The sequence below is a fragment of the Larkinella ripae genome (assembly GCF_054780775.1).
In genome coordinates this window covers 586,783-608,834 of sequence record NZ_BAAGVR010000028.1, presented here as the reverse complement: position 1 = coordinate 608,834, position 22,052 = coordinate 586,783, and the positions used below count along the sequence as shown (strand labels likewise).

Below are 22,052 nucleotides of genomic sequence, written 5' to 3'. Positions count from 1 at the left end.
TCAATTTTCACATGTCAACTCCCAACTCTCCGGTGCGGGTGCTCGTGGTCGGCTGCGGCAACATGGGCGCATCGCACGCCATAGCGTACGCAACCACAGACGGTTTTGAAATCTGCGGCATTGTTTCAACCGGCAAAAGCAAAGAAGTGCTGAACGAGCGGCTTGGCGGGGGCTATCCCCTGTTCAGCGACCTGACGACGGCCTTGCAGGAAACCAAACCCGACGCCGTCTGCATCTCGACGTACCCCGACACGCACGAAGCGTTCGCCATTCAAGCGCTCGAAAAGGGATGCCATGTTTTCATCGAAAAACCGCTGGCCGACACCGTCGAAGGTGCCCAGCGCGTGGTGGCTGCCGCCGAAAAAGCCGGCAAAAAAGTCGTCGTCGGCTATATTTTACGCCAGCATCCGTCCTGGGAAAAGTTCATCGAAGTCGCTCAGGGGCTGGGTCGCCCGCTCGTGATGCGGATGAATCTGAACCAGCAGAGCCACGGTTATATGTGGACCGTTCACCGGAATCTGATGAAAAGCCTCAGCCCGATTGTGGACTGCGGGGTGCATTACATCGACGTGATGTGCCAGATGACCCGCACCAAACCCGTGCAGGTCAACGCCATTGGCGCCCGGCTTACCGAGGAAATTCCGGCGGGAAATTACAACTATGGCCAGTTGCAGATCCGGTTTGAAGACGGCTCGGTCGGCTGGTACGAAGCGGGCTGGGGACCGATGATGAGCGAAACCGCCTTTTTTGTGAAAGACGTCATTGGCCCCAAAGGCTGCGTGTCGATCGTTGCGAAAAACGCGGGCGCAACCGGCAAATCCGACAACGTGGATGCCCACACCAAAACCGAGTCGCTGCGGGTGCATTACGCCCCGCTGGATCAGAACGACAATTTTGTGCAGGAAGACACCTGGATCGACATGCAGGACGAACCGGACCACCAGGAATTGTGCAACCGCGAACAACGCTATTTCCTGAAAGCGATCCGGGAAAACATCGACCTGACCGATCATTTGCAGGATGCCGTCAACAGCCTCCGCATTGCCTTCGCCTGCGACGAATCCGTCCGCACGGGCCAGCCGGTGATGCTGTAAACGCGGATCGGTCTTTGCAGCAACGCCGGTGAGATGGCAACGTTCACCGGCGTTGCTGGCCTTTGACCGATTTTGCAACTTCGACCACAGCCACCCTTCTCAACCAACCGAATCGCGCGCATTCATTATGAAAACGTTGATCTTTTTGTCCTTGTTTCTGTTGGGTTCCACGGCCACCCTCCAGGCCCAGGGAACCGCCACCCCTGAAAAACCCCGCATTTACGACCCGAAGGCCGACGCGCAGCAGGACATCAAAAATGCGGTGGCGAAGGCTGGAAAGGAAGGCAGGCACGTGCTGCTGCAAATCGGCGGCAACTGGTGCGTGTGGTGCATCCGGTTTCACAACCTGACTCACGCCGACACGACCCTCAGCCGGCTGCTCAGCGAGAATTACGAGGTGTTGCGCGTGAATTACAGCCCGGAAAACAAGAACGAAGCCGCGCTGGCGCAGTTGGGCTATCCGCAACGGTTTGGCTTCCCGGTTTTTGTGATTCTGGACGGAGAAGGAAACCGGCTGCACACCCAGAATTCAGCGTATCTGGAAGAAGGAAAGGGCCACAGCCCGAAACGGGTTGCGGAGTTTCTGCAAGCCTGGTCGCCGAAAGCGATCGATCCGAAGTCGTATCTCCCCAAAAAGACCAATTGAGCGTGATCGTGCGGTTTTTATCTTTTCTGCTCCTGCCGGTTTTCCTGCTGGCTAACCCGGTTTTTTCCCAACAGGCAAAGGAAATCCGGCGCTTTCAGTTGCAGGAAGTCAAACAGGGCGTGGCCGTCGATGCGTCCCATTTCTACGTCATCAACAACACCTCGCTGACCAAACACACGAAAGCTGACGGCAGACAGGTGGTGGTTTGGAACGATAGCAGCGGTTTGCTCAAACACATGAACAGTGGCGTGGTGCTCGACCGGAAGCTGTACGTGGTGCACTCCAATTATCCGGACGTACCGATGCTCAGCTCCATCGAGATTTTCGATACCGGAACCCTTCGGCACCTCAGCAGCCACAGCTTCGGTTTCCTGCCGGGCTCGGCCACCTGGGCCGATTTTTACCAGGGCTCCTGGTGGGTGGCCTTTGCCAATTACTCCGACAAAGCCTCGGCCGAAGGGCGCGACAACCGCTGGACCATGCTCGTCAAGTTCACCAAAGACTGGCAACGGCTGGAATCCTGGAGTTTCCCGGCCAACGTGCTGCAAGCCTTCGCCCCCAAAAGCACGTCGGGTGGCAGCTGGGGAAAAGACGGTTTGCTGTACTGCACCGGCCACGACAAACCGGAACTGTACGTACTGAAACGCCCCGACCGCGGCTCGACCTTGCAGTACGTCAAAACCATTCCGACCGTCAGCGAGGGCCAGGCGTTCGCTATCGACCGCAGCGCCCCCAACCAGCTGATTCTGTACGGCATTACTCGCAAGGACAACTACGTGATCGTTTCGGAAGTGAAGTGACGGTGTACGGTTTTCAGTTTACGGTTTTCGGTGGGCTGACGTACGCTTTTCGCTTCGTGTTTCCACCATACCGATAGCCCACTGTAAACTGAAAACCGAATACCGAAAACGCTTAGCCCCTAGTCATCAACTCCTCGATTTCCTCAATTTCCAGCGGGATCGAATCCATCAGGTCGGTGTTGCCGGTTTCGGTGATCAGAATGTTGTTTTCGAGCCGGATGCCCAGATTTTCTTTGCGGATGTAAATTCCCGGTTCGCAGGTGAACACCATTCCCGCTTCGAATTTGCGGTATTTGTTGCCCACATCGTGCACATCCAGGCCCAGAAAGTGCGACGTTCCGTGCATAAAATACTGGCGGTACAACGGATTGTCAGGGTCCTGTTTGGCGACCTCCTGCTTGTTGAGCAGACCCAGACCGATCAATTGCGACTCCATGATTTTGCCGACTTCCCTGTGGTATTCGTCCCACAAATTGCCCGGCACCAGCAGTTTTCTGGCTTCCTTCAACACGTGCAAAACCGCCTGATAAACCGCCTTCTGGCGATCCGTAAACCGCCCGCTGACCGGGATGCTCCGCGTCAGGTCGGCATTGTAGTTGGCGTATTCGGCGGCCACGTCCAGCAAAATGACATCACCGGCCTGGCACTGCCGGCTGTTCTCGATGTAATGCAACACGCACGCGCTCGCCCCCGAGGCAATAATGGGCGTATAGGCAAACCCGCGCGACCGTTGGCGCACAAATTCGTGCAGCAGTTCGGCTTCGATTTCGTATTCCCAGACCCCCGGTTTTACAAATCCCAGCAACCGCCGAAAACCATCTTCGGTGATCCGCACTGCTTCTTTCAACAGGTCCACTTCTTCGGGCTGTTTGATCGCCCGCAGGTAATGCATCAGGGGGGCCAGACGCTCGTAGTGGTGCAGCGGGTATTTTTCCCGGAACTGCCGGACGGTGCGGGCATCACGCGTTTCGACTTCCGACGAGTTGCGCGTGTGCTCGTTGGTATTCAGGTAGATATGTTCCGCTTCAAACACCATCTGAATGAAAATCCGCTCGAATTCGTGCGTCCAGAAAACCGACTTTTTGGCAATGCCGGACGTTTGTTCGGCTTCTTCTTTCGTCAGTTTGTGGCCTTCCCAGATTTCGATCAGCTCGCTGGTTTCGCGCAGGAACAGGAGTTCGCGAAATTTTTCGTCCGGATGGTCGGGAAACAGCACCAGCATCGTTTCTTCCTGATCGACGCCCGAAAGGTAAAAAAGGTCATTATTTTGCCGGAAATTCATGGTTCCGTCGGCATTAGTCGGCAGGATGTCGTTGGCGTTCAAGACCACGAGGGATTTCGGTTTCAACTGCTCGGCCAGCCGACGGCGGTTACGGATAAACAATTCGTTGCTGATGGTGGTATACTTCATGGTCCGTGTTTCTAATGGGAATGGATTCGGTAATGTCACGATCATTTTGTACTTTAATGCCTAAAATTGACGCTTTCGTTTCAATGAAAAAAATTGTTGCGCTTCTTTTTGGGATAATGGTTTTCTCGGCCGGCATCTCAAAGGCACAGTCGAAGTACTGGATTACGCTGAAGGACAAGCCTTCGACCGAAAAACCGTCCCTTTCCCCCCTAACCCTTTCCAACCGCCAGTCGATGGGACTTTCCGTCGACGAAACGGACTTCCCGCTGAATCCGGCTTACCTGCTGGCGTTGTCCGGTGAAGGCGTCCGGCCGTTGTTTCGCTCCCGCTGGCTCAATGCGGTTTCGGCCGAGCTGACCCCCGAACAGGTTCAAAAAGTCAAAGCCCTGCCGTTTGTCCACGAACTGGTTCCCATTGACCAGCGGATCGTCATCAACAGCATCGATCACGAAGTAACCAAGGCGCTCATGGCCCCGGTTATGTCGCAGATTCAGGCGGATGTGTTCGGGCGGGCCGGTTTGTCGGCCAAAAACGTCACAATCGGCGTCATTGATGCGGGGTATTTCGGGGCCGACTCGGCCAGTGCGCTCAAACATATTTTTCACCGGAGCGGCATTAAAGCCGTCCGCGACTACGTCAATCCGAGCCGTTCCCGCGAAGCGTTTTTCGGTTCGCTCGAAACGCTTTCCGATTTCCACGGCACGGAGGTAATGGCGGCCATTTCGGGCCACGATCCCAACGAAAATATTCAATACGGTCTGGCCACGGACGCCAATTTCTACCTGGCCCGCACCGACCACGGCGCCCGCGAATTCCGGGGGGAAGAAGACAACTGGATTGCCGCGATGGAGTGGATGGACAGCCTCGGCGTCCGGATCATCAACACCTCACTGGGTTACGCCAAAGGATTTACCAATCCCAAGGAAAATTACCAGCCCGCCCAGATGGACGGCCACACGAGCCTGATCAGCAAGGCGGCCCAGCTGGCGGCCGACAAAAAAGGCATTCTGGTGATTGTATCGGCGGGGAACGAAGGCGACGACCGCTCGTGGCGCATTATCTCGACGCCCGCCGATGCGCAGGGTGTGCTGGCCGTTGGCGCGACGAACAACAAAGTCTGGAACCGCATCGGCTACAGCAGCATCGGCCCCGAATTTCTCCCCTATCTGAAACCGAACGTTTCCTGCTTTTCGCTGTACGGAACGTCTTTGTCGGCGCCCGTCATCACCGGTTTTGCCGCCTGTCTGATGCAGGCGAACCCCAAATTAACCAACAAGGAACTGATCAGCATCATCGAGAAATCGTCGCATCTGTATCCCTACGGCAATAACTACATCGGCTACGGGGTTCCCCTGGCGTCGCGGGCGCTGGCGCTGGCTAAAGGGCAAACGTTGACACCCTCGGCCCGCTCCATTAAAGCGACGGGAAAAACCTACTCCCTGCCGCTGCCCGAACACGCGGATATGTCGGTGTCGGTTTTTCACAAAAAAGACGAAACCCGGGTGTTGCAACAGGAGTCAATGCGGGTGCAGAACGGGGCCCTTGTGCTGCGTCGGAACCACGACGAAAAACGCACCACGGTGGACTTAAAGAAGGAAGTGGTGGAAATTATCTGGCAATAACCGGCCCACAAAAAAACCGGGTTTAATTCTTAACACCATGTGCGTTCGAATTAAACCCGGTTTTTTAGGACCCGGCCGCCCTTACAAATAGGAACCCGGCATCAAATAGTTCTTCACATAATCGGAAATTCCTTCTTCCAGCGTCTTAAAATGCTGCGAATAGCCGATTGAACGGAGTTTACTCATTGAAGCCTGCGTGTAATACTGATACTTGTCGCGGATGTCTTCGGGCGTATCCACAAATTCGATCTGGGGCGTCACGTCCATCGCCTGAAAGGTATTGGTCGCTAAATCCAGAAACGTGCGGGCTTTGCCGCTTCCGAGGTTATAAATTCCGGAATTTCGGCGGTGGTGCATCAAAAACAGGCAAACCTCCACCACGTCCTTTACATAAATGAAGTCCCGCATCTGTTCGCCATCGTCAAAATTGGGGTTGTGCGAGCGAAACAGCTTCATCGACCCTTTTTGTTTGATCTGGCAAAATGCGTGGTAGATTACTGACGCCATCCGGTCCTTGTGGTATTCGTTCGGCCCGTAGACATTAAAGAATTTCAGGCCCGCCCAGAAAAACGGGTGCCGCTCCTGCTGCAACACCCAATTATCGAATTCATTCTTGGAATCCCCGTATGGATTGAGCGGTTTTAACTGCGGAATCAGTGATTCATTGTCATCGTAGCCCAGTTCGCCCAACCCGTATGTAGCCGCCGACGACGCGTAAACAAGCGGAATCTGGTATTCGATGCACTTCTGCCAGATTTTTTTCGAATACTCGACGTTGAGGTGTTCGAAAATACTCCAGTCGAATTCCGTGGTGTCGGTCCGGGCACCGATGTGAAATAAAAACTCAATTTCGTGGTAATTCACATCAAGCCATTCGAAGAACTGTTCACGGTCAACCCGTTCAAGAATGCGTTTACCTTCCAGATTGGAAAGCTTGTCCTGCCGTGAAAACTCATCGACAGCAATAATCGCATTGAAATTTTCCTGATTCAATCTTGAGATCAGACAGCTTCCGATAAAGCCTGTTGCGCCCGTAACAATGATCATACTCCGTAGAAATTGAGCAACGATTGTTGTAGGTTAGATTAAAAATTCATTTTCTTTTCAATAAACAGGGTGTAAAGTTAAACTAAATCACTAAACCAACCTATCCACGTTTTAATGAAAAAATAGCATAATTCTAATATCCGTTTTGCCGGACGCACGTAAAAACCGGAGTTGGTGTTGACTGGGAAGCGATGCGGTGTAACCTACATTTGGATTTTTATTAACGCGCCGAAGGGTGTAATTTTGCAGAAAAATAGCAGCGGATAACGTAGTCCGCCCATTGATGGATCGCTCAAGCGATGGTATATATTAGCAGAAAAGAACATTTCAATGCCGCCCACCGGTTGTTCAACCCGGCCTGGTCGGATGAAAAAAATAATGAAGTCTTCGGGCTCTGTGCCAACAAAAACGGCCACGGCCATAACTTTGAACTGATTGTCACCGTCAAGGGAAAACCGCATCCGGACACCGGTTTTGTGGTGGATCTGAAAGTGCTGGGCGATTTGGTCAAGTCGGAAATCATTGATAAAGTCGACCACAAGAACCTGAACGTCGATGTCGATTTCATGCAGGGAAAGATGGCCAGTTGCGAAGTGTTTATCGTTGAAATCTGGAAAATCCTGAATCCGGCCCTGCAAAAGATCACCGACGCCCAGCTGCACCGCATTCGGCTTTACGAAACGCCGAAAAATTACGTGGATTATTATGGGGAATGACCTATGACGTATTACCTGATTGCCGGGGAGCGCTCCGGCGACCTCCACGGCGGTAACCTGATCAAAGCCATTCGGCAACACGACCCCGACGCCCGCTGCCGGGCCTGGGGGGGTGAGCAAATGGAAGCCGCCGGGGCAACGCTGGTTCGGCACTACCGCAGCATGGCTTTCATGGGCTTCCTGGAAGTGATTCAAAACCTGGGCACCATCCGTAAAAATCTCCGCGACTGCCAGCGGGACTTGCTCAACACGCGCCCGGATGTGCTGATTCTGATCGACTATGCCGGTTTTAACCTGCGCATGGCCCGCTTTGCCAAAAAACACGGGATTCGGGTTTTCTATTACATTTCGCCCAAAGTCTGGGCCTGGAACCAGAAGCGGGCGCTGAAAATCAAGGCGGTCGTTGATCGCTTGTTCGTCATTTTTCCGTTTGAAGTTGATTTTTACCGGCAGTACGATTACCCGGTCGATTACGTCGGCAACCCCTTGATGGACGCCATTGCGGCTTTTGAGCCCGACCCGGTTTTCCGGCAGAAAAACCGCCTGGGCACCCAGCCGATCATTGCGCTGCTGCCCGGTAGCCGCCAGCAGGAAGTCACCATGCTGTTGCCGGCGATGCTGGAAACCGTCCGCCATTTCCCGGATTATCAATTCGTGGTTTCGGGCGTCAGTAACCTGCCGGATTCGCTGTACAAGGCGTTGATGAACCGGTTTCCGGACACGCCGATCGTTACCGATCGCTCCTATGATCTGCTGGCGGTTGCTGATGCGGCTTTGGTAGCCTCCGGAACCGCGACGCTGGAAACCGCCCTGCTCAATGTGCCGGAAGTTATCTGCTACAAAATGGCCTGGCTGTCGTACCAGATTGCCACCCGCGTGCTGGCCGTGCCGTATATTTCGCTGGTCAACCTGATTCTGGGCCGGGAGGCCGTTAAAGAACTGCGGCAATATCAGGTGACGGCCGAAATCTTCGCGCAGGAATTGGCGAAAATTCTGCCCGGGGGTCCCGAACACGGACGCCAGCAGGCCGATTATTCCGAATTGCGGGAAAAAGTGGGCGGCCCGGGCGCTTCCGACCGCGCCGGAGCCCTGATGGTGCAGTACCTCCGGACCTCAGAGTAGGCCGGTTTCTTCATACCGCTTCAGCCAGGTCTTTCGCGGGCCCTGAATCTGGCTGAAAAATTCATATACCGAGCGCATATCGTTTTCCACATCGCCGGTAACGTACATCGGATCGCTCAGAAAGATCGTTTTTCGGGGGTAATCAATCCCCGTCAGAATAAGCGGAACACCCGACTTGAGGGCGATGTAATAAAAGCCGGTTTTAAGCCGCTCGACATCCGAGCGGGTGCCTTCGGGCAGAATGCAGATGTGCAGGTACTCATTCTGGTTTAACACCTCGACCATGGCGTCGACCAGGTTGTTAGACCGGCTGCGATCGACCGGTTTTCCGCCCAGCAGCCGGAACAACCAGCCCGCATACCAGGTAAACAACTCTTTCTTAGCCAGATAGCGAATCCAGATCCGGGTGCTCGCCCGACCGCCCAAGCCGACCATAAAATCCCAGTTGGTCGTGTGCGGAGCCAGTACCCAAATGCCTTTGGGCAACCTGGGAACCGGGCCGACGAGCTTCCAGCCGGCCAGTTTGTAGAGCCACCGGGCCAATGCACTAAACATAGTTTTTTGGGGCAGAGAACGCTATGGCGGTAAGTTTAAGAAAAAATAAACGGTTTCGGGCTAAAACAAAGCACAAAGATGAGCAAGGCCAGCCAGCCCAGAATCGTCCGGCCCGTTCCCAGCGGCTGATTATCTTCCGTTTCGGGATGATAGACGCCCAGAAACCGCCCCAGGATCAGGATAAAGAGCAGAAAACCGGGGTAGCCTTCGACCGCCGGAACCAGGTACGAAATCAGGAATTGCCCGGCCACCACGCTCAGCGCCAGCAGCCAGACGGTCGTGCGGTTTTCGGTAATGCTGCGAAAACTCATAAACAGGCACACCACGTACAGGGCGAATTTCCCCAGCTCATTGACAAATTCAGTGTCGTTGGCAATCACGAAATCCGATGGTTTGAAGAAGCCCAGACCGGCATAAAACGCAAATCCGACCAGCAAAACCGGTGCGATCATCCGAAATGCCCGCCGGCCAATGAGGCTGTACAGGACGTGTCCCCCATCCAGCTGCCCGATTGGAATCAGGTTGAGCGCGGTAAAAAACAACGCAAAATACCCCGCCATCAAATACGGGTAGTGAATCATTTCGTACGGATGGGGCAAGCGGGCCGGATCGGCCACGTAGGTTTTAAAAAACCAGAAAATCAGGTTGTCGCCCAGGCTGACCAGACTTTCGGGGGGCAGGTTTTTGTAGACGTGCTGCCCGAACGCCAGCCCGTGTTGCTTGTATTCGGGGTGGATGGTGAAGATAAACTCCGGCGGGGGCAAATGCGTAAACCCGTACCACAGCACCACGAGCGCCAGCGCAAAACCGGCCAGCGGACCCGCAATCCCGATGTCGAAAAACTTCTTGCGGCTGTTGATAAAATCCTGAATCCGGATGAAAGCCCCCAGCGTGCCGAGCGTCTGCCCAATGCCAAACCACATCGGAATGTAATACGGCAACGTAACGCGCACCTGGTGGTAGCGGGCGGCAAAAAAATGCCCGAACTCGTGTACCGTCAGAATGGCCAGAAAGGGAATCGAATAATGCAGCCCGTTCCAGAATTCGGGCCAGCCAATCCCGTGTTCCAAATCCAGAAAAAAACGACCGTACATCCATTCCGCACCAGCCGCGGTGGTTGAAAGCAGGGTAAGAACAAAAAGACTAGCTTGAATGAGGTACGTCCTCGTTTGTGGATTCATCGCGAAGATAATCAAGAATCGTCAGGGGCGGCTGTACCTGCACGGCCTGAATACCTAAGTCCGCAGCCGCCCGGATGTTGTGGGGATTATCGTCTAAAAACAGCGTTTCTTCGGCATTTAGGCCGGAGGTGTTCAGAACGTGCCGGTAAATTTCCGGCGACGGTTTGGCCAGACGGACCTCGTAGGAGTAATAAACTTTCTCAAACAGTTCTTCCAGCGCCGGTTGCCCCTGTTCGGCCAAAATTCGGTTGACCCCCGCAATGTGGATGGCGCTGGTGTTGCTCAACACAAACAGGCGGTATTTTCCCCGAAGCTCCTGGATGCGTTGCACGCGCTCGACCGGCAAATCCAGCAAAACCGTATTCCAGGCGGTGTCGATCACTTCGTCGGCCCAGGAATCCGGTCCTGCGTCGCGGTTTTTCAGCAATTTCCGGACGTGCTGCCGAAAACCGGCATCGTCGATCAGGCCGGTTTCGTACTGCAACGTCAGGCCGTGCTCGCGCCAGAGCGACTCAACTTCCTCTTCGGACAAACCGGACAGCACGGCGAAATTGCGGATCGGAGCCCGCAAATCAATCGGGATGATGACGTCGCCGAGGTCGAAAATTATATTTTTAATACCGGGTTTTAAAACACCTGCCATCGATTTGCTGCTTATTCGACCACCACACCCATGGCGCAGAATTTCTCGATGCGCTGATCGATACGTTCTTCGGGCGTTAATTTCGTTAATTCCGCCAGCGTATCCAGAATCACTTTCTTGATCCGGTTAGCCATATCGGCGTGGTCGGTGTGTGCGCCCCCCTGCGGTTCTTCAATGATGCCGTCCACGAGTTTGTTTTTCTGCATGTCGCGGGCCGTTACTTTCATCGCTTCGGCGGCCTGCTCCTTGTAATCCCAGCTGCGCCAGAGAATGGTCGAACAGTTTTCGGGCGAAATCACCGAATACCAGGTATTTTCGAGCATCAGAACCCGGTCGCCAATGGCAATGCCCAGCGCCCCGCCCGATGCACCCTCGCCAATGATGATGCAGATCACCGGCACCTGAAGCATAAACATCTCTTTCAGGTTGCGGGCAATGGCCTCACCCTGACCGCGTTCTTCGGCTTCCAGACCCGGAAACGCCCCCGGCGTGTCGATCATCGTCACGATGGGCTTGTTGAATTTTTCGGCCAGTTTCATTAACCGCAGCGCCTTGCGGTACCCTTCCGGATTGGGCATGCCAAAATTCCGGTGCTGGCGCTGTTTGGTGTTTCGTCCTTTCTGCTGCCCAATCAGCATGACTGTCTGGCCTTCGATTTCGACGAAACCGCCCACCATCGCCGGGTCGTCCCGAACGGTGCGGTCGCCGTGCAGCTCGATAAACTGTTCGCCCAGCAGCGCTATGTAATCCAGCGTATACGGGCGGTCGGGATGGCGGGAAAGCTGAACGCGCTGCCAGCGGGTTAGGTTTTCAAAAATCTCCTTCCGGAGTTTTTCGATGCTGACTTCCAGCGACGCAACAGCTCCAGTAACATCCACGTTACTGGTTTCGGCCAGTTTTTTCATTTCGACCAGACGTACCTCTAAATCAGCTATGGGTTTCTCGAAGTCCAAATATGTCCTCATTCAAAAATCAGTTGTCATCGCCGGCTAACGAATACGGTTTCAGGCAACTACCCAAAATCGGGCAGGCTCAAAACCGTTGACCGGCAATTTTTCGATTGGCAAAGTTAGCGGAAAATCCGGTTTGGCAACCTTCTGTCATCACAACTCGAACGTTTGGCCCTTCGTAGGAATCTCCACCTGCGAAAATCCTTCCTCGGCCAGCGTCTGCTGAAAAGCCGCCATGCTGGTGTATTCGCCATGCACCAGAAAAACCTTTTTGAGCTTTTCGGGCGACTGGTGTTTGACAAACCGCACCAGATCATCGCGGTCGCCGTGACCGCTGAACACATCCGTTCGTTCGACTTTGGCCAAAACCGGCTCTTCCTTGTCCTTGATCGAAATGGTGGGCTGGCCGTTGAGCAACCGCCAGCCGAGCGTACCTTCTGCGCAATACCCGATGATCAGGATGGTGCAGTACGGATTGCTGATGTTGGCGGCTACGTGCTGCTCGACGCGCCCACCCTGCACCATGCCCGACGACGAGATGATGATGCACGGCTGGTTGTAATTCGACACTTCCCGGCTGGCTTTCGAGCTTTCCAGGTATTCGAAATTGGCAAAGTCAAACAGGGATTCGTTTTCGTCGTAGTACAGCTTCGCTTCCCGGTTCAGCATTCGCAGGTTTTTCTGGTACACTTTCGTGCTTTCCAGCGCCAGCGGACTGTCGGAGAACACCTTGATGTTCGGAAAACCCTGTTCGGTATACAGGCGGTTGAGCGTGTAGAGCAGGGCCTGCGTCCGCCCAACCGAAAAGGACGGAATGATCAGCCGGCCCGGAATGTCGATGCACGTCCGCCGGATCACATCGGCCAGCACGTCTTCCGGCGTCTGCGAATCCAGGTGCAGGCGGTTTCCGTAGGTGGACTCGCAAATCAGATAATCCACCGGCGGAATCGGCTCCGGGTCCGCCAGGAGCGGATAATTCCGCCGTCCGAGGTCCCCCGAAAAGCAGATGCTTTTTTTCTCGCCGTTTTCGTAAACATTGAGCACGATGTGAGCCGCTCCGAGCAAGTGTCCCGCCGGAATAAAGGTCACATCGACATCATCGGCCAGCTTGAACTTGCGGTTGAACTGAATCGGCACCACGTTTTCCATCGACTCCCGCACCTGCTTCTCCAGAAACAGATCTTTCTGCAGGTTCACCAGCTTCTTCCGAACCTTCTGTTTCTTGCTTTTCCCCAGTTCGTTCAGACGCCGGTGGTTGAGCGAGGCCGCATCCTGCAACAGGAGGTTGGTTAGCGAAAACGTCGGATCGGTACACAAAATCTGGCCTTCGTACCCTTCGCGGTACAGATTCGGAAGATTGCCGCTGTGGTCGATGTGGGCGTGCGTCAGCAGAACGACATTAATCATGGACGCTTCAAACGGAAAAAAACCGGGGGTTGATTCCGGCAATTCGTCAGCCTGCCCGTTCAGGGCGGCTTTTTTATCCATATCGGCTCCGCAATCAATCAAAATCCGGTATTGATCCTCTGTTTCCAGCAAAAACATGCTACCGGTAACCTGACGCGTTGCCCCCCAAAAAGTTAACTTCATTCGATTCGATTAATACCTTTGACGGTCGATTCTCGCAACCGGGCCGTTCGCAGGATGCTATAAACTAGTATTATTGCGGTAGAACAACCAATCAGGGCTTTAAATTCTGGCTAAAGTTCACAAAATTACAAAAACCGCTTTCATAAACTATCAGTACTTTTTGCTCTTCCATGCGTCATTACCTGGCTTTTTTTTATTGTCTTTTGGTCAGTGCACCCGTCGGCTATGCCCAGTCGGTTACGGATTCGGCCGGGTTGCAGCGCCTGCAAAATACCATCAACCGACTGCAAACCAGCCCGTTCGTTCGCAACGGAACGGCCGCTTTGTCGGTGCGCCGGGTGCGCGATGGCGTGACTCTGCTCGACGTCAATGCGCAACTGAGCCTGCCGTCGGCTTCGACGCTAAAACTGGTCACCACCGCCACGGCCCTCGCCGTGCTGGGCGAGAATCATACCTATAAAACCCTTCTGGAATACGACGGCAGCATTCGGGACAGCGTTTTGGAGGGCAATCTGTACATCCGGGGGGCCGGCGACCCGTCGCTGGGCAGCAACCGGTTTGCCGACTTCGCCGACGCGCCGACGCTGCTGAGTACCTGGAAAGACGTGGTTCAGACGGCCGGTATTAAACAAATCAGGGGGTCGGTCATTGGGGATGCCTCGGCGATTCAGACGTTGCCGGTGCCCAATACCTGGGTGTGGGGCGACATTGGCAATTATTACGGTGCCGGGCTTTCCGGCCTGAATTTCAACGAGAACCTGTACCGGGCGGTTTTCAAACCGGCCAGAACCGTGGGCCAGCCGGCGCCCCTGCTCCGAACCGAACCTCCCACGCCCTTTCTCCAGTTGCAAAACAACGTGCGGACCGGCCCCGCCGGATCGGGTGATGAAGTGATTATTTACAACGCTCCACCCGCCACGCAGGTTTTTCTGGAAGGCACCGTTCCGACGGGCGTCAACGAGTTTGGCGTCAAAGGCTCGCTGCCCGACCCGGCTTTTTTTACGGCGTTTTCCCTGCATGACCAGTTGCTGAAGGCCGGTATTCTGATCGACAACCCGCCAATGGCGGTCGGCCCCGGCCGGCGGGTGGAAACCGACCGGCTTCCGGTTGCCGCCGGAGCCAAACGCAGTCAGCTTCACCTGCATACGTCCGTTCCGCTTTCGGAAATTGCCCGGCTGACCAACCACCAGAGTATTAATCTGTACGCCGAAGCCCTGTTAATTCTGGCCGGGAATGCGCTGGCGAAAGCGCCGGTGACTACCGAACAGGCCATTCAGCAGCTAATCCGGTTCTGGCAGGGCAAAGGCGTGGATTTGGGCGGTTTTCGGCCCAAGGATGGCAGCGGTCTGTCGCCGGTTGGGGCCCTGACGGCGGCCAACCTCAGTGGGGTTCTGGCCGCCATGTCGAAGGAGAAAAGTTTTCTGCCGTTCTACGACAGCATTCCGGTGGTGGGCGAATCCGGCACGGTGAGAAATCTGGGACGCGGCACCCCGGCGGCTGGTAATGTCCGGGCCAAGAGTGGCACCATCGAAGGGGTGCGGGCGTATGCCGGTTATGCCACCTCGGCCGACGGCGAACTCCTGAGTTTTACGCTGCTGGTCAACAAATACCAACCCGGTTCTTTAAAAGGCGTCATGGCGCTGCTGGAGCAAATCATGGCGCAGTTGACTACCGTGAAAGCCAACGGCTAAACCGGGTCTAAAAACCGGCTGCGCTATTCCCGGCTGCTTACCTTGACGACGTTAAACCAGTATTCGCCGATGGTCTGGGTGATGTCCATCAGTTTTTTAAACGAGGCCGGTTTGGTGATGAAGCTGTTGGCACCCCAGGTATACGAATTTTCAATATCGATTCCGGCGTCGGAGGTGGTCAGCACCACCACCGGAATATGCCGGAGTTCCTGGTCGGTTTTAATTTCCTGCAAGGCTTCCCGCCCGTCTTTTCGGGGCATGTTCAGATCCAGCAAAATCAGTTCCGGCAACTGGTGTTCCGAGCGTTCGTAGCGGCCCGTCCGGCGCAGAAACTCCATCAGTTCTTCGCCATCTTCAACGATGCTCATTTCGGTCACTGGAAATTGCTGGCGAAACGCTTCGCGGGTCAAAAACCGATCGTCTTCGTCGTCATCCGCCAACAGGATATGTACTGGTTTCGTGGGTTGCTGCATTGTCATGAACAGAATGAATCTGCTTTTCGGGTAATATGATAATAAAGGTGGTTCCAACGCCGGGCTCACTCTGGGCCGTAATCAGCCCTTTGTGGTTGTTAACGATCCGCTTGCAGATGGCCAGCCCGATGCCGGTTCCTTCGTAGGCGGTTTTACCGTGCAGTCGTTGGAAAATTTTAAAAATGTGATCAAGGTACTTTTCGTTAAACCCAATTCCGTTATCGGCCACGGCAATCCGGTAGTAGCGTTTGCCGGGCAGCAGTTCATCATAGTCGTCCCCCTCCACAAAATCCCCGGTAATGGTAATCACCGGAATCTGGTCGGGCCTGGTGAATTTCAGCGCGTTCGAGATCAGGTTGGAAAACAGGTGATCCATCTGGCTCTGAACGGCTTCAATCACGGCCAGCGTTTCGATCTGCACATCCGCTTCGGCCGCCTTGATTTTCAACTCCTGATCGTTCAGCACGCCCTGAACCACCTCGGCCAGCCGCACCGTCCGGAACGGTTCCTTCTTGCTCGAAATCCGGGAAAAGTTGAGCAGATCCTTAATCATTTTCGACATGCGCTCCGCCGATTGCAGGATCTTGTTCAAGTACATCAACCCTTCCTCCGAAATTCCCTGCTGATGCCGGTCGCGCAGCAGATAGCCAAACGACTGAATCTTCCGCAACGGTTCCTGCATGTCGTGGGACGCCACAAACGCAAACCGCTCCAGCTCCTCGTTGGAGATTTCCAGCAACTGAATTTTGTCCTGCAACTCATCCTCGTAAGCCCGCAACTGGTCCTCCGTAGCCTGCCGGGTATTCAGCTCATTCTCAAGCAAATTATACGACACGATAAGCGTCACGAACGTCAGCAGGGAAACCGTAAAAATGCTGAACAGCGTATTCCGGAACGAATCTTCGGCCGCATCGGAATACACGTTGAACTGCGACTGCTCGATGTCGTTCATCTTTTTCAAGACCTCGCGCACGCGGTCCATGCGGGCACTCCCTGACAGCATATACGCCCGGGCGATGGAAATGGGCAGCTTGTTTTTTACGGCTTCCACCTGCTGCTGGGCCATCGCAATTTTCAAATCAATCCGTTGCGTCAGCGAATCGAGGTTCTGAAGCTGAACCGGGTGATCGGCCGCCAGCTTCCGGATTTCTTCGAGTTCGTTCGGGAACTGCGGCAGGGCTTCCTCGAAGGCTTTCAGAAAAATGCCGTCGCCGGACGAAGCCAGGTAGCCACGTTCGCCGGTTTCCACATCGGTGATCAGCGACAAAATACGGCTCAGCCGGTTGGTCATCTGCTGGCTGTGTTCGATGCGGGAACTGGCTTTGCGGTACTGATAATAGCTATAAACCGTCAGCCCGAAACCCAGCGCAATCAGCAAAAGAGCCGTTCCGAAACCGAATGTAATTCGTTTCCTGACAGCCTTTGGCAAAACTGATCGCAAGCCTCTCATGAGCTAAGTTTTCCTTTTTCAGTGGGCGGTTTTACGCTTCATCATTCAACTTTTAAATACTAATCGAATACTGAATGTCGCATGATGAACAACGAACTCCGAAAACCGTAATCGGCAATTATCGAATGGTTTCCACCACCAGATTATGATTCGTATAAATGCAAATATCTGCCGCAATATGCAAACTTTCCCGAACCATTTCTTCGGCGGTCAACTGGGGCGCGTGTTTTTTTAAGGCAATGGCCGCCGATTGGGCATACATACTGCCCGAACCGATGGCGGCAATCTGGTGATCGGGCTCCAGCACGTCGCCCGTTCCGGAAATCACCAGCAGATCTTCCTTGGAAGCGACAATCAGCATAGCCTCCAGCCGGCGCAAATACCGGTCGGTACGCCAGTCTTTCGCCAGTTCGATGGCGGCCCGTTTCAGGTTTCCGCCGAACCCGTTGAGCTTTTCCTCAAACCGTTCAATCAGGGTAAAGGCATCGGCGGTTGAGCCGGCAAAACCGGCCAGCACCTTGCCATTCATCAGACTTCGTACTTTCCGAACGTTACTTTTGGCAATTGTATTGCCCATCGTGGCCTGTCCGTCGGCCCCCAGGGCGATTTCACCGTTGTGCAAAATGCCGACTACGGTTGTCGCGTGTATTTTCTCCATTCGTTTCTGACCTCCTGTTCAATGGTTAAGGTTTACAATCTAACCGTGAAAGACCCCAATTGATCCCCAACCCGTTAAACTGTAAACCTTAAATTCAACCCTTTCCTTTATACCAACATTCCAAACGGGTTTTCCAGCAATCCTTTAAAGGTTTGCAGGAAAGAAGCCCCCGTTGCGCCATCGACCGAGCGGTGATCGCACGACAGCGTCACCTTCATGACGTTGGTGGGCTTGGCCACGTCGCCTTCGAACCTGACGGTTTGCTTGATCGATCCGATCGCCATAATGCAGGAATCCGGCGGGTTGATGATGGCCGTAAATTCGTCGATGCCAAACATGCCGAGGTTGGAAATCGAGAACGTGCTGCCTTCCCAGTCTTTCGGCTGGAGTTTTTTGTCCTTGGCTTTTCCGGCTAGGTCTTTCACTTCGCCCGCAATGGCCGAGATGGTTTTCTGATCGGCGTTGCGGATTACCGGCACCAGCAAGCCCTCATCGACCGCCACGGCGACCCCGATGTTGACGTAGTTGTACCGCCGGATTTTATCGCCCAGCCACGACGAATTCACCGCCGGGTGTTTTTTCAGCGCGAGGGCTGCGGCTTTCAGCACGAAATCGTTGAACGATACTTTCACCGGGCTCACCTCGTTGACTTTGCCGCGCAGCTCCATCGCCTTGTCCATGTTGATTTCCATGGTCAGGTAGAAGTGCGGTGCGGTAAACAGGCTTTCCGACAGACGGCGGGCAATCGTTTTCCGCATCTGCGTTACCGGAATATCTTCGTAGCTTCCTGCCGGTGCCGGGGCCGCCGGGGCGCTCTGAGCGGCCGGGGCTGGTTGCGGAGCGGCCGGTTTTTCGGCGGGTGCCGAAGCCGGTTTGGCCGCCGGCTGGAAGTCCTCCACGTCGCGTTTCACAATACGACCATCGGGGCCTGAGCCCTGCACGTCGGACAGGTTGACGCCTTTATCTTTGGCAATCTGCTTGGCGAGCGGAGACGCAAAAACGCGGCTGTCGTGCCCGTTGCTGGCCGCGCTTTCGGCCGGAGCCGCGGGTTGCGCTTCGGCGGTTTTCGGGGCTTCCGCCGGGGGAGCCGCAGCCGCTTGTCCGTCGCCCTGCAACAGCACTTTGAAATCGGCGCCTTTTTCGCCGACTACCGCAATGACTTCATCCACGGCAACTGCGCTGCCTTCTTTCACGCCGATGTATAACAACGTTCCTTCTTCGTACGCTTCCAGATCCATCGTTGCCTTGTCGGTTTCGACTTCGGCCAGCACATCGCCCGATTTCACCGTGTCGCCTTCTTTTTTATGCCAGGTCACGATGGTTCCTTCGGTCATGGTATCGCTCATTTTCGGCATCCGAATCACCGTCGCGTTGACGTTGGGAGCCAGAGCGGCCGATACGGCTTTGGCGTCGGGCGTCTGGCTGGTGGCCTGACCGGGTGCCGCCCCGTTCGGGCTGGGAGCCGGAGCAGCCGGTTTTTCGGCGGGCGCTTCGGCTTTCGGTTCGGCCGAACCGCTGGCTTCGCCATTGCCTTCCAGCAAGGCTTTGTACTCTTCACCGGCTTTGCCCACTACGGCGATGACGCCATCGATCGGAACGGCCTGGCCTTTCTCAACACCAATGTATAGAAGGGTTCCTTCGTCGTACGCTTCCAGATCCATTGTCGCCTTATCGGTTTCGACTTCGGCCAGCACGTCGCCCGACTTGACGGTGTCGCCTACTTTCTTATGCCATTCAGCGATGACACCTTCGGTCATGGTGTCGCTCATCTTGGGCATTCGGATTAATTCTGCCATATGCGGTTTTGTGCAAGTATATCTGTAGTTCTCTTCGAGTGTTCAAAATTAGAAGAAAGCGGGGAAAGTTGGTTAACCTGACGCGAAGTTTCCACTTATCCGCATTGATTTGCAAATTGCTACCGGATTATTGACTCCGCTCCCTTTTCACGGTTTTCGCTTCATGAATCGCAGGAATTTCATTGAAACTGTTGCAGTTGGCACCGCCATTGCGGCCCCGGCATCCTCCTTCGGCTTCGCCAACCCGGTTTTTTCCGGATCGGCATCCCGGCAAGGTAGTAACGAATTTTCGGCGGATGTAGTTGTCGCGGGGGGCGGATTAGGCGGTTGTGCGGCTGCGCTGGCGGCCCTGCGGTCCAATTTGCGCGTTATTCTGACGGAGGAAACCGACTGGATCGGCGGTCAGATCAGCCAGCAGGGCGTGCCGCCCGATGAGCACCAGTGGATTGAAACCCACGGCGCTACCCGGCTCTACCGAATGTTCCGCACCGCCGTTCGGGAGTATTACATCCAAAATTACCCGCTGACCGACGAAGCCCGAAACCGGAAATACCTGAATCCGGGCGACGGGGCGGTTTCGCGCCTGTGCCACGAACCCCGCGTGGCGGTGGCGGTTTTGCAGGCGATGCTGGCGCCTTACCTCAGTTCGCAGCAGTTGACAGTTTTACTGGAACACCAAGTGACCGGCGCCGACACGACCGGCGACCGGGTGCGGGCGCTGAACGTCCGCAGCGCCCGCAGCGGGACGGAAGTTGTGCTCCGGGCGCCGTATTTTGTGGACGCCACCGAACTGGGCGATCTGCTGCCGCTGACCGGCACCGAGTTTGTAACCGGCACCGAATCCCGCAAAGAAACCGGCGAACTGCACGCCCCCGACCAGGCCGACCCGGCGAATCAGCAGGCGTTTACGGTTTGTTTTGCAATGGACTACGTGCCGATGGTGAAGGCAAAACCGGTTCAGCACCTGATTGAAAAACCGAAAGAGTACGATTTCTGGCGCAACCTGGTTCCGAAACTGACCCCCGCCTGGTCGGGCCGATTGCTCGACCTCTCCTACTCGAACCCCTCGACGCTGGAACCGAAAAAACTCGGTTTTCACCCGGAAGGCGTTCCGACCGGTTCGATGCTGAATTTGTGGAATTACCGGCGGCTCATTCACAAAAATAATTTCAAACCGGGCACCTACCCGGGCGATAGTACGGTGGTCAACTGGCCGCAGAACGATTACATGCTGGGCAATCTGGTGGGCGTCAGCGACAAGGAATTCCGGAAACACATCGCGCGGGCCAAACAGCTCAGTATGTCATTATTCTACTGGCTGCAAACCGAAGCGCCCCGGCCCGATGGCGGTCAGGGCTGGCCCGGTTTGCGACTCCGCCCCGACCTCATGGGCACCGAAGACGGCCTGGCCAAATACCCGTATGTGCGGGAGTCGCGCCGGATCAGGGCGGTTTTTACGGTTTTGGAAGAACACGTCGGTGCGGCCAACCGGGCGCTGATTACGGGCAAACCGACGGGCAACACAGCCGCCGATTTTTACGACAGCGTGGGCGTGGGCTATTACCACATTGATTTACACCCGAGCAGTCGGGGCACTAACTACATTGATTTTGCGTCGCTTCCGTTCCAGATTCCGCTGGGGGCGCTTTTGCCGCAGCGTATAGAAAACCTGCTGCCCGCCAACAAAAACATCGGCACCACGCACCTCACCAACGGCTGCTACCGGCTGCATCCGATTGAGTGGAACATTGGCGAATCCGTTGGGGCTCTGGTAGCTTTTTCGCTGGAAAAAAACGTTATTCCCCGCGCCGTTCGGGAACAAAAACCACTGCTGGACGAATTTCAGGCGTTAATTCGGAAACAGGGCATCGAAACCCACTGGCCGAAATAAAGGAATCCGGTATCCGGTTTTCGGATTACAGTGCGCTGGTCGGGATTTGCAGGGACCGGCCAAAATTCGATCGTCAAAGCGTATGGCCTGATTGATCGAGATTAAACTAATAGCGAATATCGAATGATCAATAACGACTGTTGAACGATAAAAAACCATGAGCGAAACCAACTTTGAATTTTCACTGGAAACCGGGGTGCATCAGCAGTTGACCATGCTGGTGGGTGACTGGCAGGGCGTGACCAAAACCTGGTTTGAAGCCGATCAATTGGCCGACGAATCGCCCATGCACGGCACGATTCGCCCGGTTTTGGGCGGGCGGTTTTTACTCCACGAGTACAAAGGCAGCTTTCAGGGAAAACCGTTCGAAGGAATGGCCATTTACGGCTACGACCTCGGCAGCAACACCTTTCAAAGTGCCTGGATCGACAGCTTTCATATGGGAACGGGCATTATGGTTTCGGAAGCCGAAAAAACCGGCCCGAAATTTAACGTACTGGGAGGTTATAAAGCCCAGGGACAAACCTGGGGCTGGCGAACCGAACTCGAAATAAGTAATGCCGATCAACTGGTGATTACGGCGTATAACCTTTCGCCGGATGGGGATGAGACCAAAGCCACCGAGACGGTTTATGTGCGGACGACTGGTTAAAAGTTCCGGGAAGTTAGCGACTTCCCGGATGCTTCACTAACCTAAGAACTAAAAGCTTATCGCT

At 54.9% G+C, this 22,052-nt stretch carries 20 protein-coding genes; 9 read left to right on the top strand and 11 right to left on the bottom strand.

Annotation, left to right across the window (positions count from 1 at the left end; genetic code table 11):
* Window positions 1–11 precede the first annotated feature (11 nt).
* The 3 genes from ACYVHX_RS24400 to ACYVHX_RS24390 all read left to right on the top strand — a co-directional run bounded on the left by ACYVHX_RS24400 (window position 12) and on the right by ACYVHX_RS24390 (window position 2,540).
* Window positions 12–1,094 (top strand): Gfo/Idh/MocA family protein, encoded by a 1,083-nt coding sequence (locus ACYVHX_RS24400; protein ID WP_460674317.1) that lies wholly within the window; start codon window positions 12–14, stop codon window positions 1,092–1,094.
* 127 nt (window positions 1,095–1,221) lie between these two features.
* Window positions 1,222–1,740, top strand: a complete 519-nt coding sequence (locus ACYVHX_RS24395; RefSeq protein WP_460674316.1) for a thioredoxin family protein — start codon at window positions 1,222–1,224, stop codon at window positions 1,738–1,740.
* 8 nt (window positions 1,741–1,748) lie between these two features.
* Window positions 1,749–2,540, top strand: a complete 792-nt coding sequence (locus ACYVHX_RS24390) for a hypothetical protein (protein WP_460674315.1) — start codon at window positions 1,749–1,751, stop codon at window positions 2,538–2,540.
* Window positions 2,541–2,652: 112 nt separating this feature from the next.
* Here the strand turns inward: ACYVHX_RS24390 and ACYVHX_RS24385 are convergent, their stop codons facing one another.
* Window positions 2,653–3,951 carry an aminopeptidase P N-terminal domain-containing protein gene (locus ACYVHX_RS24385; protein ID WP_460674314.1) on the bottom strand — a complete coding sequence of 433 codons (1,299 nt, stop codon included), beginning with the start codon at window positions 3,949–3,951 and terminating at the stop codon, window positions 2,653–2,655.
* A gap of 116 nt (window positions 3,952–4,067) precedes the next feature.
* Between ACYVHX_RS24385 and ACYVHX_RS24380 the strand changes: the two genes are divergently transcribed.
* Window positions 4,068–5,573 (top strand): S8 family serine peptidase, encoded by a 1,506-nt coding sequence (locus ACYVHX_RS24380; protein ID WP_460674698.1) that lies wholly within the window; start codon window positions 4,068–4,070, stop codon window positions 5,571–5,573.
* A gap of 81 nt (window positions 5,574–5,654) precedes the next feature.
* Here ACYVHX_RS24380 and rfaD read toward each other — a convergent pair whose 3' ends face one another.
* Window positions 5,655–6,620 (bottom strand): ADP-glyceromanno-heptose 6-epimerase, encoded by a 966-nt coding sequence (gene rfaD / locus ACYVHX_RS24375; RefSeq protein ID WP_460674313.1) that lies wholly within the window; start codon window positions 6,618–6,620, stop codon window positions 5,655–5,657.
* Window positions 6,621–6,919: 299 nt separating this feature from the next.
* Here rfaD and ACYVHX_RS24370 point away from each other — a divergent pair, with 299 nt between their 5' ends.
* Together ACYVHX_RS24370 and lpxB are read left to right on the top strand one after the other, a co-directional pair.
* Window positions 6,920–7,336 (top strand): 6-pyruvoyl trahydropterin synthase family protein, encoded by a 417-nt coding sequence (locus ACYVHX_RS24370; RefSeq protein ID WP_460674312.1) that lies wholly within the window; start codon window positions 6,920–6,922, stop codon window positions 7,334–7,336.
* Window positions 7,337–7,339: 3 nt separating this feature from the next.
* Complete coding sequence (gene lpxB / locus ACYVHX_RS24365) at window positions 7,340–8,458, top strand: lipid-A-disaccharide synthase (protein ID WP_460674311.1); 1,119 nt, start codon at window positions 7,340–7,342, stop codon at window positions 8,456–8,458.
* Here lpxB and ACYVHX_RS24360 read toward each other — a convergent pair.
* The 5 genes from ACYVHX_RS24360 to ACYVHX_RS24340 form a co-directional block, all read right to left on the bottom strand.
* Window positions 8,450–9,013, bottom strand: a complete 564-nt coding sequence (locus ACYVHX_RS24360; protein WP_460674310.1) for a 1-acyl-sn-glycerol-3-phosphate acyltransferase — start codon at window positions 9,011–9,013, stop codon at window positions 8,450–8,452. The genes lpxB and ACYVHX_RS24360 overlap by 9 nt on opposite strands.
* Window positions 9,014–9,048: 35 nt before the next feature.
* Window positions 9,049–10,194 (bottom strand): site-2 protease family protein, encoded by a 1,146-nt coding sequence (locus ACYVHX_RS24355; RefSeq protein ID WP_460674309.1) that lies wholly within the window; start codon window positions 10,192–10,194, stop codon window positions 9,049–9,051.
* On the bottom strand, window positions 10,157–10,837 hold the full coding sequence (locus ACYVHX_RS24350; protein ID WP_460674308.1) for an HAD family hydrolase: 681 nt from the start codon (window positions 10,835–10,837) through the stop codon (window positions 10,157–10,159). The genes ACYVHX_RS24355 and ACYVHX_RS24350 overlap by 38 nt, the downstream gene beginning before the upstream one ends.
* Window positions 10,838–10,848: 11 nt before the next feature.
* A complete protein-coding gene (locus ACYVHX_RS24345) occupies window positions 10,849–11,802 on the bottom strand; it encodes an acetyl-CoA carboxylase carboxyltransferase subunit alpha (RefSeq protein ID WP_460674307.1) in 954 nt (317 codons plus the stop codon).
* Window positions 11,803–11,940: 138 nt separating this feature from the next.
* On the bottom strand, window positions 11,941–13,377 hold the full coding sequence (locus ACYVHX_RS24340; protein ID WP_460674306.1) for an MBL fold metallo-hydrolase RNA specificity domain-containing protein: 1,437 nt from the start codon (window positions 13,375–13,377) through the stop codon (window positions 11,941–11,943).
* A 170-nt stretch (window positions 13,378–13,547) separates the two neighbouring features.
* On the opposite strand from ACYVHX_RS24340, the gene dacB reads away from it, so the two are divergent.
* Window positions 13,548–15,068, top strand: a complete 1,521-nt coding sequence (gene dacB / locus ACYVHX_RS24335; protein WP_460674305.1) for a D-alanyl-D-alanine carboxypeptidase/D-alanyl-D-alanine endopeptidase — start codon at window positions 13,548–13,550, stop codon at window positions 15,066–15,068.
* 23 nt (window positions 15,069–15,091) lie between these two features.
* Here the strand turns inward: dacB and ACYVHX_RS24330 are convergent, their stop codons facing one another.
* The 4 genes from ACYVHX_RS24330 to ACYVHX_RS24315 form a co-directional block, all read right to left on the bottom strand.
* Window positions 15,092–15,541, bottom strand: a complete 450-nt coding sequence (locus ACYVHX_RS24330) for a response regulator (protein WP_460674304.1) — start codon at window positions 15,539–15,541, stop codon at window positions 15,092–15,094.
* The gene (locus ACYVHX_RS24325; RefSeq protein WP_460674303.1) at window positions 15,498–16,970 is read right to left on the bottom strand and encodes a sensor histidine kinase; all 1,473 of its coding nucleotides are present in this window, start codon (window positions 16,968–16,970) and stop codon (window positions 15,498–15,500) included. The genes ACYVHX_RS24330 and ACYVHX_RS24325 overlap by 44 nt, the downstream gene beginning before the upstream one ends.
* 139 nt (window positions 16,971–17,109) lie before the next feature.
* Entirely contained in the window at window positions 17,110–17,649 is a 540-nt protein-coding gene (gene hslV, locus ACYVHX_RS24320) for an ATP-dependent protease subunit HslV (RefSeq protein ID WP_460674302.1), read from the bottom strand.
* A gap of 107 nt (window positions 17,650–17,756) precedes the next feature.
* Window positions 17,757–19,445: a pyruvate dehydrogenase complex dihydrolipoamide acetyltransferase gene (locus ACYVHX_RS24315; protein WP_460674301.1), complete on the bottom strand. Its 1,689-nt coding sequence runs from the start codon at window positions 19,443–19,445 to the stop codon at window positions 17,757–17,759.
* A gap of 163 nt (window positions 19,446–19,608) precedes the next feature.
* Here ACYVHX_RS24315 and ACYVHX_RS24310 point away from each other — a divergent pair, with 163 nt between their 5' ends.
* Together ACYVHX_RS24310 and ACYVHX_RS24305 are read left to right on the top strand one after the other, a co-directional pair.
* Window positions 19,609–21,336: an FAD-dependent oxidoreductase gene (locus ACYVHX_RS24310; protein ID WP_460674300.1), complete on the top strand. Its 1,728-nt coding sequence runs from the start codon at window positions 19,609–19,611 to the stop codon at window positions 21,334–21,336.
* A gap of 157 nt (window positions 21,337–21,493) precedes the next feature.
* Window positions 21,494–21,988, top strand: a complete 495-nt coding sequence (locus ACYVHX_RS24305; RefSeq protein ID WP_460674299.1) for a DUF1579 domain-containing protein — start codon at window positions 21,494–21,496, stop codon at window positions 21,986–21,988.
* Window positions 21,989–22,052 lie beyond the last annotated feature (64 nt).